Source organism: Candidatus Thiodiazotropha endolucinida (assembly GCF_001715975.1).
Taxonomy (GTDB): domain Bacteria; phylum Pseudomonadota; class Gammaproteobacteria; order Chromatiales; family Chromatiaceae; genus Thiodiazotropha; species Thiodiazotropha endolucinida.
Genome location: NZ_MARB01000009.1, coordinates 85,352 through 98,639, shown reverse-complemented (window position 1 = coordinate 98,639; position 13,288 = coordinate 85,352). Strand labels below are relative to the sequence as shown.

Genomic DNA, 13,288 nt, shown 5'->3' with positions numbered 1-13,288 from the left:
AATCCAATACGCCCTGCTGGGGCTGTTTTTGTGCCCAGCAAGGCAGAATGAGCGTAGTGTAGTTATTCTACATGAGCGAATGATAACGCCGCTGGGGGCGAAAACAGCCCCAGCCCTTCGGGTTGTGCCTGAAAAAGCGCCACTCGGCGTTGCTCGTCGCTCATTTGGAATCACCAAACCTCTCTCCTCGCGCCCCGAAGGAAGTGCCCTTGTGGTGCGCCTTGATTGGCGCTTTTTCAGGCACAACAGGGTGCATTGGATTAGTGTTAACAGGCCCTAACAACAGTGCCCTTATGCAATGGCTATTGTAGATTGTGAACACGCTGTTTCAGTTCCGTATGGCCGAGCGAGTAAAGCGTTTCAAAAATACTGCGATAGTGAGATAGAGTCACTTTGACCGGTTTATCCGAATAGTGGATATGATTGAACTCGCGCGAGATATTTTTGGCGTGCATAGGGATATCCAGTGCGGCCAGCCTGTCGAGCATTTTCTCTATGGTCAATCCCGCAGGCCTGCGATATCCGGCATTGTGCAACAGGTCATCGATCGCCTGCAGGTGATGAGTGATAACCTCATCAGATGTGGTTGCCTGAACCGCACTGAGCCTGCGCTTGATTTTGAATGCCCGCCATCTGGGATGGATGTATGGCCATGCAATCCACAGGCACAACAGGATTGCACCGAGCCCACTAAGCAATGGCCAGGTATTGATAAAGAAGAGTTTAAGGTAAGCGCCTAGCCAGGTAACGAGAAGATAGGCTGCCTGCCAGCTTGCACTCAGCACCATTTCAAAGGTGTAATCGGTCTCACCCATCGCTTCCTGCAGCCGTAACTGACGCTCCACATAGTCGTTGATCTGTTCGGCGGAGAGGGTTTCATTCTCAACCGAAGGGCCGTCGTAGTAGGCAGTGGGTTCCAATTCCAGCCAACCGACATTATCAACATAGGCTTCAACCCAGGCATGACCATCCAATGCATAGATGTCGTAATAACCGGTCATCGGGTTTTGATTCGTTGCGGAGAAGCCGGTGACCAGGCGTGAGGGTATGCCCTGGGTGCGCAACATGATGGCCAGTGCACTGGCAAAGTACTCGCAATGCCCTTTCTTGGTTTCAAACAGGAACTGACATAATGGTGTATGCTGTTGTGATTTGAATATCGAATCGAAGTCGTAGGCATAGTTTCTACGCAGATGCTGTTCCAGGGCTATGGCCTTTGCAAACTGGCTGTCGTATGGCTCAGCGACCTGGTTGGCCAACTGGGAAATGCGGGGATCGATGTCCTCCGGCAACTGCCTGAAATTGGGCAGTTCAACGTAATCGGTTTCGGCGAAAGTGCGGCCTCTGTGGACAGTACGCAGCGATGTAACTGAATAGGCCGTACCCCTTTGCAATGCTCCTGGGGAGTGGAGCTGACCGAATGCATCCAAGGCGATGACTGTTGCGGGGAAGTTGACCTTGACGGGTACCGCGGCTGCCGGGATATAGTCACCCAGGTCTCGCTCGATAAAGACCTCATAATTTTCAGTCACACTTTGTGATGCCCTGTCCGGTGCAGGTTGTAATTCGATCTCCCCGCGGGAGAGTTGAAGTTTGCTTAAGCGCTGTGCGGAACTGTACCAGCGCAGGCCATCGAAACGGTCAAAGATACGCGCACGCAGGTAGAGAGGACGATCCGCCCGGACATGCGCCACGATGTCATTGCTGAAGCGGTCGCCCTGATCATCGGGATTATCGATCTCCATCTCGTAATCGAAACCACGATAGCGGAAGGATGACGATGTGGATTCACCGCCGGTTGAACGGTCGGAGTTTCTGCGTGACCCTTCCGTATCAAACCTCTCTACCAATTCATGGAGAAGTGATCCCGCAGGATCTCTTCCATCACCTCGGCCATTCGCCTGTTCCGCTTCCTGTTCCCACTCGGGATTTTCATAGAAGTGGTCGGATCCGGGGATGGCGCCCAGGTTGCCCGCGGGAAACTGGGGCACGATCAGATAGATGATCAGGGCCAAGCCAATCAACAGGAAAGCGGCGCGCAACTGGTCGAACGGATTCCATTGAGAACGGTTGCGACTCAGCGGTTCGATATAGGCATAGCCTAGGGTGATGCTGATGGTTACTGAATAGGCGAGAAAAAATAGTAGATAAAGGCCCGATTTCGATTCGACCGCACCGGCGATCAGCGCGGTGAAACCCGCCGCCAGCCCCATATAGAGTCGGCGATAGTCATGGGTCTGAAACAGCAGTGCAAGGTGGGCGAATCCTATGAAGACTAAAAGCGCCGGTAGAGGGCCGTAGACGACCATCAGGGGCAGGAAGAGAATAATGCCCATGGCTGCGATCTGTTCCGAGACCTTCAGATAGGGATTGGACTGCTCATCGCTGCGGCCCACGAGCACCAGTATGAAATGGGTAACGGCCACGGTCATTGTCGCACCCAGAAGTGCGGCTATTACACCCAGGTAGGCAAACAGGACCGCCCCCGCTGCAACTGCGGATACCAGGCTGTACCAATAGACGACCTTGACCGATTCGAGCTTCACTGGAAAAGCTCCTGTAAAGGGGACAGGGCATTCACCGGATAGATCAAGCGGTTGCCCTCCCGATGGTGATCAGTGGTTGGACTGTTTCGCATGGGAAACAGAAAACTCTCTGCATCCATCTCGATATCGATATGGGTCAGATAGGGCGTGAGCATCGGTAGCAGGTTGTCATCCTGGAGACGAAATCCGCTAATCAGGTTGGCCTGAGGGAACCTGATAACGGCCTGCTCGATCAAATCGCTGCAACTTTGGGTGCCGTTGCTTTCGAGGGTTGCCAGTAAGGCATAAAGATCGTAGAGGTCAGCGCTATAGGCCGGGACGACATAGTCGTGCCAGTCACCGTTTTCAAATACCAGGATACTCTGCATACCCTCACGGCTGGCAAAACGAATCATCGATGCGGCGATCGATATCGCATATTCAAAGGTGGATCTCGAGCCCTCACCCTGATTAAAGACTGGCCTGCTGTCCAGTGTCACCAGGAGTACCGGACGGTCACTGCGCTCATACTCTTTGACGACCAGTTGCTGTTGCCGGGCCGAGGCACGCCAGTGGATGTGGCGAAGCGTGTCGCCCTGGGTGTATTCGCGTACCGCCGCAAACTCGTCCTGACCGCCCTGTTGAGGTATCCGCAGATCGCCATCGCTGTTGGCATCCGCGATAACAGGGAGAGGGATGCGCTGGAGGTTGTATACCCGGGGTAGCACCAGGACATCAAGCCTGTCGGTTGTCAGATGCCGGCTGTGTCTTACCACACCGAATGGATAGGAGGAGGAGAGCGTGAGCTGTCGCAGTTGAAACTTGCCGCGGTGTTCGCAGTGGATCGTTGCCTGTTTGCGAATCGATCTATCGCATCGGGAAATGAAAAGGTTCTGTTCGGTTTCACTAAAAGGAAGGTCGTCGGTCAACTGAAGGTGATAACGTCGACCCTTTGTCGTGACCTGGTAGGCCAACTCGCCTTCACTGCCCGCAGTCAGTTCACCAATCATGGCGCGCGTTACCCTGACGCCGCGCATCTGCAGCCTGGGCAACACATGTGAGATCAGTAACAGGGACAAGCAGAGAGAAGAGAGACCGTACAGCAGCGCCAGTCCCCGGTTCCAGGCGGCAAAAAAACAGGCCAGGGAGAGTAGCCAGATAACAACATGCAGGTTGAACCAACGTTGCAGCCAAGCAATGATTTCAGGCGACAGCCTGTTGGACAGCAGAGCCTGTTCCTTCATACCCAATTACTCCGCGAGTTCGAGAACAGTCTCCGTTGTATGGTTGTCACTCTTACTCTCCGGCATGGCGGGAACCGGTGTGGCATCGATGATCTCTTGCAGGAGATCCCGGTCGTTATCGTTGTTGCTTCTCAACAACATGCGATGGGCCAGTACAGGCGCCACCAGTTCCTGAACCCGCAGTGGTGTGACAAAGCTTTCATCGTTCAGCAATGCACTCGCCTGCGCCGCCTTCATCAGGGAAATGGAACCGCGAGGACTGACGCCGAGACGGATCTTTTTATGTGTCCGGGTGGCGTGGATCAGTGCAGCAATATAATCGACGATCTTCTGATCGATCTGGACCTTGGTCACTGCGTGCTGCAGTTTTTGCAGTGTCTCATCGTCGATCTTTGCTTCGATCCGGTCGAGAGGATCCTCGCCTCGGTTCATCTGCATGATGCGGGTCTCGTCCTGCAGTTTGGGATAGCCCAGGGAGACGCGCATGAAAAAACGATCCAGTTGAGCCTCAGGCAGGGGAAAAGTGCCGCTGAATTCGATCGGATTCTGGGTCGCGATGACCATGAAAGTGGCAGGCAGTTTGCGGGTCTTGCGGTCCACGGTAACCGTCCTCTCCGCCATCGCCTCGAGCAGGGCGGATTGTGTGCGTGGCGAGGTGCGATTGATCTCATCCGTCAACAGGATATTGGTGAACACCGGGCCGGGCAGGAAGCGGAATCCCTGTGCCTTCTGATCGAAAATAGTGATACCGGTGATATCCGCCGGCAGCAGATCCGGGGTGCATTGAATCCGCTTGAAGGTCAGATCCAGACTCTTTGCCAGGGCCTTGGCCAGGGTGGTTTTACCCAGTCCGGGGAGGTCCTCCAGCAACAGGTGTCCACGGCATAGCAGGCTGATCATCACCAGACGCAAGGTGTCCGGTTTGCCGATTATGGCTTTTTCCCACTCCATCAACAGTGAACGGAGCAGTTTACCCGCTGTTTTACGGTTGGAATCAGACATCAAACCTCCCTGTAACAATGTGAGGGGACTCAATCGGAGTGGTCAATACCATAAATATTCTACAGAATTAGGTATTTATTAACCCGATATAGCGTGCATTATCATGACTTCTTGAGCCGAATTATCTGTGTTAAAGGCGATAGGTCTGTAAACATTCACTGAAACACAGCTACAATTGCCACTTTTACCAGGGCGGATCGGATCAGTGTTATCTGGCCCTGAGCGTACAATCGAGTGACCTGGTTTTCGGCTTTACGATAACTGGACTGTTTTTTCTAGACACAGGAAATATCCATGGCATATGACAAGATTGAGATCCCTTCCGCAGGGGAAATGATTACCGTTGACCCGAATGGGGTGCTGAGTGTACCCGACAACCCCATCATTCCCTATATAGAGGGTGACGGCATAGGCGTGGATATCACTCCGGTGATGAAAAAAGTGATCGATGCCGCAGTGGAGAAGGCTTACGGCGGTAACAGGAAAATTGCCTGGATGGAGGTCTATGCCGGTGAGAAAGCGACCCATGTCTACGACAGCGATACCTGGTTGCCTCAGGAGACCCTGGATGCGGTGAAGGATTTTGTCGTCTCCATCAAAGGGCCTTTGACCACACCGGTGGGTGGTGGTATTCGATCCCTCAATGTGGCACTGCGCCAGCAGCTCGATCTCTACGTATGCCTGAGACCGGTACGCTATTTCGACGGCACGCCCAGCCCGCTGAAAGAGCCCGAAAAGACCAACATGGTGATTTTTCGCGAGAACTCGGAAGACATCTATGCCGGTATAGAGTGGGAGTCCGGCAGCGATGAGGCAAACAAGGTCATCGATTTTCTGCAGGAGACCATGGGGGTCAGTAAAATCCGCTTTCCGGCCACATCCGGCATCGGGGTAAAACCCGTCTCCAGCGACGGCACCAGGCGCCTGGTGCGCAAGGCGATTCAGTATGCCATCGATAACGATCGCGACTCGGTGACCCTGGTGCACAAGGGCAATATCATGAAATTCACCGAAGGCGCCTTCAAAAACTGGGGCTACGAGTTAGCCAAGGATGAGTTCGGTGCGGTTGAGTTGGATGGCGGTCCCTGGTGCAGCTTCAAGAATCCCAAGAGCGGCAAGGAGATCATCGTCAAGGATGTGATCGCCGATGCCTTCCTGCAGCAGATCCTGTTGCGGCCCGCGGAATACAGTGTGATCGCCACCTTGAACCTGAATGGTGACTATATCTCCGATGCCCTGGCGGCCCAGGTGGGCGGTATCGGTATTGCTCCAGGAGCCAACCTCTCGGATGAAGTGGCTATGTTCGAGGCGACCCACGGCACCGCACCGAAATATGCCGGGCAGGACAAGGTCAATCCCGGTTCGCTGATCCTCTCGGCCGAGATGATGTTGCGCCACATGGGTTGGTTCGAGGCAGCGGATTTGATCATCAACAGCCTGGGCAAGACGATCTCGGCAAAGACCGTTACCTACGATTTTGCAAGGCTGATGGACAATCCTCAGGAACTGAGTTGTTCAGCGTTCGGCGATGCCATGATCGGAATGATGTAGTGAACAGATTCTGGTTATCGCAAGGATGCGGTAACCGGGCCACCGTAGCATTCACCGCGGCTCTCTATTCTCCTCTGATCTGACTGAAAAAAGTGCCGATCACCTGACTCAATCTCTCAGTACGCAGAGGATCGCGCAGGCTTGCCTGCATAGCCTGCCGGGTGGCGGGCAGATAGAGCAGGTCGCTTAAGATGCCATTGAAGAATCCCTGGCCCTCCTCGTTGTCCGCCAGCTGCTCAAGAAATCGATGACGCATCGCGCTCTCTTCCAATGCTTCCCAGGCACGTCCTGCAATTGCCGCCAGCAGATCACAGCGATGGGAGATGGAGTGGTCGAGCAGCCGGTGAATGAAATCATCGCGAATGGCTGTCTTGCTGCTCTGAGAAAGACCGCGCACCACAGCCGAGAGCACCTGTGGATCAGGCATATCCTGCTGTAGGTTTGACAGGCCCCTTTGAGCCAGTGCGTTAGCGATAGTCTGGGGTATGACCTCGTTTTCGAGGCAGTGGCACAATGCCTCCAGGGGGGAGGGCGGCAGGGATGGAATCGATTTGGCGATACGCTGGGTATTGCCTTGCTGTTCGAGACGGGCGGCGAGATCGGCAATTCCCTGGTAGCCGATGAATGACCACTGTTCCCAGCCCAAATCGCCGTCGAAATAGGCCTTGGCATGGTCGTAGAAGCGTGAGACCGGTTTATTCAGATTGCGGGTCAGGCGTGCATGAAATATGGCCAGACGTTCCTGCTTGGGCTGAAAGGCATACGGATTATTCTGTAGCGCAGTCTCCATGCCGTCCGTATCGGGTTTGCTCCCCAAGCTCTCTACCAGGTGATGCATGAAGTCATCCCTGGCAGACAATGACAGCTTACCCTGTTCATCCAGCGGAAAGCGGATGAACCAGATCATGGGATCAATCTGTCGCTGAGTCGGATCGGCCAGGGTCAGGGCAAACCACGCCTGCTGTTGCAGCGGTAGCGGGTAGGGGATCTCAGCATTTTCGAATGCAACGAATCGCTCCCTGGGAAGGCTACTGACCCGCCGACCCATATCTGAAAAATCCAGGGAGAGTCCGCCGGATTCGATGAATTCAGTCAGGGTGGCGATCGTTTCCATAAATACAAGCCTAGATTAATCTGCAGGTTCTAAAGGGGTAGTACATCTGCTTAAAGAACAGTTAGTTAGCCGCAAATGAACGCAAACAACCGCAAATTTGGAGGTTATTTGCGTTCATTTGCGGCAATCACTATATCCAATCGACCAGGTGATGCTCCCAGTCGTCCGCTGCCGATTCCCTGATGACTTTGCCGTGGATGGAGTGGCCTGCATTTTTCACGCTCTCGGGATCTCCGGATATCAATGGATGCCAGTCGGGAAGCTGTTTTCCCTCCGCCAACAGGCGGTAGGCGCACGTCTGGGGTAACCAGTAGGGGTCGTTCAGGTCTTCCGCTGTCAGGGTGACGCAATTGGGCACCAATTTCGAACGCTGGGCATAGTGAGTGCAGCGACAGTTTTCAAGATCGAGCAGATCACATACGATATTGGTGTTGAAAATCTCCCTTGTCACCTCATCCTCCAGTTTCTGCAGGCAGCACTTGCCGCAGCCGTCGCAGAGAGACTCCCACATTTCGCGGGACATCGCTTCAAGTGGCGTGGTAATCCAGAATGGGGATTCGGTAAGGATCATTATGGGATAATATCACTATAAGTGAGGTGAGTAGCATGGTGTTCAGGTGTCGTGATTCTGCAAAGTGCGGATACCCGGCATATCTGTCTGACAGGCTTTCTTAAGATCATGTATTCAGGCAACTGTCAATGGCTTTTATGCACAATCCGGATCACTCTGAATAAGAGATTGATAGGTTAAGGGGAACTCCTGTGACATCACGTTCGAAATATGCGGTAATCTGTTGAAATATAATATAATTAATGAATTGTACAGAAATTACACAATTTAAAAAGAGGGTAACAGGATCAAGGGCTGCAGCTCGGTACCTTCAGTTTACTCACAAAGTTATCCACAAGTTCTGTGGACATAATCAAGGGTGGAGTTGACCATACACCTCGTGACATCGTCACAGCAGTCATGGTTATTGAATATTCGGTCTATCGTATGCGTGGAGCAAACATCATGAGCGGAACGGCCCAACCCTATCAGGCGGTGGTGAATTTCCCGTTTGCACCGGTTGGTATCATCCTCTCGAAGGGTAGGCTGAAAGCGCTCGAATACCTGCCTCGACCGCAACACGAGTACCGTAATAAAGTACCCGGACTGAATGCCGTGATCGATGCCATTCAGGCCTATCTGGACGACCCAAAAAGGACATTCGATCTGGGACTCATACTCGAAGGAACGCCATTTCAGTGTCGTGTCTGGCAGGCGCTGCAGGAGATACCCTCCGGTTCAACCCTGACCTATGGCGAGCTGGCGCGACAGATCGGCAGTGGCGCCAGAGCCGTGGGCAATGCCTGTCGCGACAATCCCTGCCCATTGATTGTGCCATGCCACCGGGTTGTCGGTACGGCGGGCCTGGGAGGGTTTGCCGGTGAACGAGGGGGTGAAAAGCTGGAAATCAAGCGCTGGCTGTTGAAACATGAGGGTGCCCTGTGAAAGGGGGCGGTGAGGATGCTGCGCGCATTGAATCGTTTTCCGATGCCCTATGGATGGAGCGAGGGCTAAGCCGCAATACACTTTCGGCCTACCAGTCCGATTTGGCCAAAGTCGCTGATTGGTTGCACAACAACAGGGGTTATGGATTGCTCCAGGCCAAACGGGCTGACCTGCAATCCTATTTGGCGCACCTGGTAAAACAGGGCAGGAAGCCACGCTCCACTGCGCGCCTGCTCTCCTGTATCCGACAATTCTATCAATTCAGTTTACGGGAAGGCTGGTTGAGTACCGATCCCAGTGTTCGTATCGATTCCCCCAAGCTCGGCAGACCCCTACCGAAATCACTCTCCGAAGGTGAAGTTGAGGCGCTGCTGAATGCCCCGGATCTTGACGATGCGGAGGGTATGCGGGACCGAACCATGCTGGAAGTACTCTATGCAGCGGGATTGCGGGTTTCAGAACTGGTTGATATGCGACCGGAGCAGGTCAATCTGTCCCAGGGGGTGATGCGTATCCTAGGGAAAGGCGGCAAGGAGCGGCTGGTGCCGATGGGTGATGAAGCCCAGAGCTGGCTTGAACGCTTCTATTCCGGTGCCCGGATTGAGCTCCTGGGCGAGAGGGTCTGTTCCCATCTGTTTCCGACCCGGCGTGGCCAGGGTATGACCAGGCAGGCTTTCTGGTACCGGATCAAAAAGCATGCGGCAAGCGCGGGTATCACTCATTCCATATCGCCCCATACTCTGCGGCACGCCTTTGCCACCCATCTGCTGAACCACGGCGCTGATCTGCGCGTCGTACAACTGCTGTTGGGACACAGCGACTTGTCCACCACTCAGATCTATACCCATGTGGCACGGGAGCGGCTGAAACAATTGCACGCCACTCACCATCCCCGGGGTTGAGTGGTCAGGTTACAGATAGCAACGCATGAGAGTGGGGCCAGGTTATGGTAGAGTCCCATCCCAGTGTTTATGTGAGCAGGAGCCAATATGCCATCGTTCGATATCGTCTCTGAAGTGGATCTTCAGGAGGTCAGAAATGCCGTCGATCAGGCCAACCGGGAGATCGGGACAAGATTCGACTTCAAAGGTGTCGATGCCGCTTTCGAGCAGAATGAGAACGAGATCCAATTACGTGCAGAGCAGGAGTTCCAACTCAATCAGATGATGGATATTCTGCGCCAGAAGCTGGTCAAACGTAAGGTTGATATCGCTGCGATGGATATTAAAGATGCCGAGACAAGCCTGCATAATGCGAGACAGCGTGTGGTTGTCAGACAGGGCATCGAGAGCGATTTGGCAAAAAAGATGGTCAAACAGATCAAGGGCGGCAAACTGAAAGTGCAGGCCCAGATCCAGGGTGAGCAGATCCGTGTGACAGGGAAAAAGCGGGACGATCTGCAGCAGGCTATCGCGCTTATTCGGGATGCCGACTACGGTCTTCCGCTGCAATTTCAAAATTTTCGGGATTAATCATCTATGAAACGAACATATCAAGCTGCCCTGCGCAGGGGTTTAATGTTACTGCCGATAGCTACCCTGTTCACGGTCGGACCCGTCATGGGAGAGCCTACCAAGCAAAATGCTGAGATCCAGAAGGTACGCGAAGGGGTCAATAAAATACTCAAGCGGGGTAAAATCTCCAGTGTCACCCCCTCGAAGATCAACGGTCTGTATGAGGTCATGGTGGGTCCGCAACTCTATTATGTATCCGCTGACGGCAGGTATCTTTTGAGTGGAAACATGTACGATATCGAAACCCGGGAGGATTTGACCACGCCGAAGGTTTCCCATGCCAAAGCTGAAGCGATCGAGGCGGTGGGTGAAGCCAATATGGTGGTCTTCGCGCCGGAAAAGACCAGGCACACCGTCACCATATTCACCGATATAGATTGCGGCTATTGCCAGAAACTGCATAGTGAAATAAAAGACTATAATGACCTGGGTATCAGTGTGCGCTACCTGATGTTTCCCAGGGCCGGCATTGGCAGTGAATCCTTCGACAAGGCGATAACCGTATTGTGTTCCGACGATCGTAACGATGCCATGACCCGTTCCAAGGCGGGTGAGAAGCTGGCTAAAAAAGTGTGCGACAATCCGGTCGAACAGCACTGGGCGCTCGGTAAAAGCCTGGGGGTGAACGGAACACCGGCCATATTCCTGAAAAGCGGCGATTTGCTGCCCGGCTATATTCCCGCACAACGCCTGAGTGCTATTTTACAGGAGTTGGAGAAGAATCAGTCTCAGAAGTGATAATGAAAGCTGTCGTTCCCGATTCGTTTCGGGATTCAATATGCAATGTAATGTAATCTTAGGATCTGTACCGTTACACTTCAGGAGTCAGCTTGAAATTTGATGTGGCAATGCGTACCGACAAAGGGGTGGTACGGGAGCATAATGAGGATGCCATTGGTGGTGATCCGGATGCCGGGTTTATGATACTCGCTGACGGTATGGGGGGCGCCAACGCCGGTGAGGTCGCCAGCAGCCTGTCGGTCGAGATGCTGACGAGTCAGTTGACCGGCGCCAGTGAAGCCGGTTATGCGGAAACAGGGAGGGAGCGACTGCTGAATACCATCCAGGATGTGAATCACGCAATACAAGAGCTCTCGCAACAGGTGCCGGAGTATCAGGGCATGGGAACAACCCTGGTGGTCGGGCTATTCACTGAGCATAGCCTGCTATACGCCCATGTCGGGGATTCCAGGCTCTATCGCCTGCGGGACGGTCTGTTCGAGCAGATGACCACGGACCATACAATTATCCAGGAGATGGTCAACCTTGGGGATTTCGCCAGTTTTGAGCAGGCACTCATGGCAGGTGTGCCGACCAACGTATTGTCACGGGCAGTAGGCTCCGAAGAGATAGTGGATATCGACCTGAGCGAGACGGAGATCGATAATGGTGATCTCTATCTCTTTTGCTCCGATGGTCTCACAGGTATGGTGACGGATGATGAAATCCAAAGTATCCTAGAAAATATGAATCTCGATCTTATGCAGCAGGCCGATGAGCTTGTCGAATTCGCCTGCAGGATGGGGGGCGTGGATAACATCTCTGTTATTCTGGTTCGCGCCATGGCGAATGATGGTTAAACAAATTTAAGGTACCTGGGTAGAGAGCTATATGGAAAAACTCGTTGTTATGGGTGATGATGAGTCACCGCAAGAGTTTCCACTTGTCGGCAAACGCATGTTGATCGGACGCGACGAGAGCTGTGAAGTCTGTCTTAAGGATCGTTCAGTCAGCCGCCACCATGCCACGCTGATAAAAGTCTTCAGTGGATACTCCATTGAGGATGAACAGAGCACCAATGGCACTCGGGTCAATGGCAACACCGTTACAAAGCGTTTCTTGAAACACGGTGATCTGATCGAGGTCGGCAAATACCATCTTCGCTTTATCACCCAGGCGCCACCTCAAGATATGGATGATCCCGACAGGACGGTGGTATTGCGTCCGCGAGAGCCCAAACCTATTCAGCCATCATCATCCGAGGTGGCAGGAATTCAACCGGCCGATGTGGAATCGAGTACACAACCGGATACTGAGACGCCCACTCAGGACCGGCCCAGGGTACGTTTCCTTGACGGTGAAAATAAGGGCGAGGTGAAAGTGGTCGATAGGGCCTTTTTCAGTGTGGGCAACCCCGGTGGTGATCTGGTGCTGATAAATCAGCGTCACTCGGGATTCTTTCTGCTCAAAGTGGGTGGCGACAATCCGCCAATGATCAATGGTGAACCCATCAGGGCGGGTGGGGTGGAACTGCACGACGGTGACCGCATCGATCTGGGTGATCTATCCCTGGAGTTTCTTACTTAGGGCCTGTTAACACTCATCCAATACGCCCTGTTGTACCGTATTCCTCGCGATATCTATATAGCACGGTTACCGTGTTTGTAGTTGCTGTCCAATAGTGATGTCAGTCGCATGCAGGCTGCGAAACTGTCGGTGTCTTCAAGTATGCCGTGCATGATCACACCTTCCAGCAGATCCTTGCCATCCCATTTCGGATGGATCAAATCGGTCAGGAACTGACTCTCGTGAGGCGTCAGCTGATCGAAGGCGAATCCACAACCCGGGTTGTCGACTCGGATGACTTTTGCCGACAACTCCTGGCTTTCATGGTGCCCCGGCCTCTTGATAGAGACCCGGTAACCATCATTCACCTTGGCTGTGGCCAGGGATGTAGCATAAAAGCCCGTTTCGCTGAGATCCCTGACAATGCTTGCCTGCTCGACACCCCCGGCCTTCGATGCCAGCATCACTTGAAGCGATGTTTTTGTTCTAGGGCTTCTGCGAGCGTCCATTGTCATGCCCCTGTCATGATTCAGTCACATTTAATGTAGGCGGATGCT

13 protein-coding genes are annotated in these 13,288 nt (G+C 53.4%); 7 read left to right on the top strand and 6 right to left on the bottom strand.

Going from position 1 to position 13,288, the window contains the following annotated elements; translation table 11 throughout:
* Window positions 1–302: 302 nt before the first annotated feature.
* Genes CODIS_RS09395 through CODIS_RS09385 form a run of 3 tightly spaced genes read right to left on the bottom strand, consistent with a single transcriptional unit; the run spans window position 303 to window position 4,771 of the window.
* The gene (locus CODIS_RS09395; RefSeq protein ID WP_069124398.1) at window positions 303–2,546 is read right to left on the bottom strand and encodes a transglutaminase TgpA family protein; all 2,244 of its coding nucleotides are present in this window, start codon (window positions 2,544–2,546) and stop codon (window positions 303–305) included.
* Window positions 2,543–3,769: a DUF58 domain-containing protein gene (locus CODIS_RS09390; RefSeq protein ID WP_069124396.1), complete on the bottom strand. Its 1,227-nt coding sequence runs from the start codon at window positions 3,767–3,769 to the stop codon at window positions 2,543–2,545. The genes CODIS_RS09395 and CODIS_RS09390 overlap by 4 nt, the downstream gene beginning before the upstream one ends.
* Before the next feature lie 6 nt (window positions 3,770–3,775).
* Window positions 3,776–4,771, bottom strand: a complete 996-nt coding sequence (locus tag CODIS_RS09385; RefSeq protein ID WP_069124393.1) for an AAA family ATPase — start codon at window positions 4,769–4,771, stop codon at window positions 3,776–3,778.
* Window positions 4,772–5,065: 294 nt separating this feature from the next.
* On the opposite strand from CODIS_RS09385, the gene icd reads away from it, so the two are divergent.
* Window positions 5,066–6,322 (top strand): NADP-dependent isocitrate dehydrogenase, encoded by a 1,257-nt coding sequence (gene icd, locus CODIS_RS09380; RefSeq protein WP_069124390.1) that lies wholly within the window; start codon window positions 5,066–5,068, stop codon window positions 6,320–6,322.
* A 64-nt stretch (window positions 6,323–6,386) separates the two neighbouring features.
* Here icd and CODIS_RS09375 read toward each other — a convergent pair whose 3' ends face one another.
* Together CODIS_RS09375 and CODIS_RS09370 are read right to left on the bottom strand one after the other, a co-directional pair.
* Window positions 6,387–7,436 carry a DUF3549 family protein gene (locus tag CODIS_RS09375; RefSeq protein WP_069124387.1) on the bottom strand — a complete coding sequence of 350 codons (1,050 nt, stop codon included), beginning with the start codon at window positions 7,434–7,436 and terminating at the stop codon, window positions 6,387–6,389.
* A gap of 130 nt (window positions 7,437–7,566) precedes the next feature.
* Window positions 7,567–8,007, bottom strand: coding sequence for a YcgN family cysteine cluster protein (locus tag CODIS_RS09370; RefSeq protein ID WP_069124385.1), 441 nt, complete (start codon window positions 8,005–8,007; stop codon window positions 7,567–7,569).
* A 444-nt stretch (window positions 8,008–8,451) separates the two neighbouring features.
* Between CODIS_RS09370 and CODIS_RS09365 the strand changes: the two genes are divergently transcribed.
* The 6 genes from CODIS_RS09365 to CODIS_RS09340 all read left to right on the top strand — a co-directional run bounded on the left by CODIS_RS09365 (window position 8,452) and on the right by CODIS_RS09340 (window position 12,752).
* Complete coding sequence (locus CODIS_RS09365) at window positions 8,452–8,931, top strand: methylated-DNA--[protein]-cysteine S-methyltransferase (protein WP_069124609.1); 480 nt, start codon at window positions 8,452–8,454, stop codon at window positions 8,929–8,931.
* Window positions 8,928–9,833, top strand: coding sequence for a site-specific tyrosine recombinase XerD (gene xerD / locus CODIS_RS09360; RefSeq protein ID WP_069124382.1), 906 nt, complete (start codon window positions 8,928–8,930; stop codon window positions 9,831–9,833). The genes CODIS_RS09365 and xerD overlap by 4 nt, the downstream gene beginning before the upstream one ends.
* Window positions 9,834–9,920: 87 nt before the next feature.
* The gene (locus CODIS_RS09355) at window positions 9,921–10,403 is read left to right on the top strand and encodes a YajQ family cyclic di-GMP-binding protein (RefSeq protein WP_069124380.1); all 483 of its coding nucleotides are present in this window, start codon (window positions 9,921–9,923) and stop codon (window positions 10,401–10,403) included.
* Window positions 10,404–10,409: 6 nt separating this feature from the next.
* Window positions 10,410–11,183, top strand: a complete 774-nt coding sequence (locus tag CODIS_RS09350) for a DsbC family protein (protein WP_235615182.1) — start codon at window positions 10,410–10,412, stop codon at window positions 11,181–11,183.
* Window positions 11,184–11,275: 92 nt separating this feature from the next.
* Window positions 11,276–12,025, top strand: a complete 750-nt coding sequence (locus CODIS_RS09345) for a PP2C family protein-serine/threonine phosphatase (protein ID WP_235615181.1) — start codon at window positions 11,276–11,278, stop codon at window positions 12,023–12,025.
* A gap of 31 nt (window positions 12,026–12,056) precedes the next feature.
* Window positions 12,057–12,752, top strand: a complete 696-nt coding sequence (locus CODIS_RS09340) for an FHA domain-containing protein (RefSeq protein WP_069124376.1) — start codon at window positions 12,057–12,059, stop codon at window positions 12,750–12,752.
* A 53-nt stretch (window positions 12,753–12,805) separates the two neighbouring features.
* Here the strand turns inward: CODIS_RS09340 and CODIS_RS09335 are convergent, their stop codons facing one another.
* Window positions 12,806–13,240 (bottom strand): PilZ domain-containing protein, encoded by a 435-nt coding sequence (locus CODIS_RS09335; protein ID WP_162420186.1) that lies wholly within the window; start codon window positions 13,238–13,240, stop codon window positions 12,806–12,808.
* Window positions 13,241–13,288 lie beyond the last annotated feature (48 nt).

Coding starts and splice junctions, on each gene's coding strand:
- CODIS_RS09365 (WP_069124609.1), top strand. CDS start 8,452: ATGAGCGGAACGGCCCAACCCTATCAGGCGGTGGTGAATTTCCCGTTT.
- CODIS_RS09355 (WP_069124380.1), top strand. CDS start 9,921: ATGCCATCGTTCGATATCGTCTCTGAAGTGGATCTTCAGGAGGTCAGA.
- CODIS_RS09350 (WP_235615182.1), top strand. CDS start 10,410: ATGAAACGAACATATCAAGCTGCCCTGCGCAGGGGTTTAATGTTACTG.
- CODIS_RS09390 (WP_069124396.1), bottom strand. CDS start 3,769: ATGAAGGAACAGGCTCTGCTGTCCAACAGGCTGTCGCCTGAAATCATT.
- CODIS_RS09370 (WP_069124385.1), bottom strand. CDS start 8,007: ATGATCCTTACCGAATCCCCATTCTGGATTACCACGCCACTTGAAGCG.
- CODIS_RS09375 (WP_069124387.1), bottom strand. CDS start 7,436: ATGGAAACGATCGCCACCCTGACTGAATTCATCGAATCCGGCGGACTC.
- CODIS_RS09385 (WP_069124393.1), bottom strand. CDS start 4,771: ATGTCTGATTCCAACCGTAAAACAGCGGGTAAACTGCTCCGTTCACTG.
- CODIS_RS09340 (WP_069124376.1), top strand. CDS start 12,057: ATGGAAAAACTCGTTGTTATGGGTGATGATGAGTCACCGCAAGAGTTT.
- CODIS_RS09335 (WP_162420186.1), bottom strand. CDS start 13,240: ATGGACGCTCGCAGAAGCCCTAGAACAAAAACATCGCTTCAAGTGATG.
- icd (WP_069124390.1), top strand. CDS start 5,066: ATGGCATATGACAAGATTGAGATCCCTTCCGCAGGGGAAATGATTACC.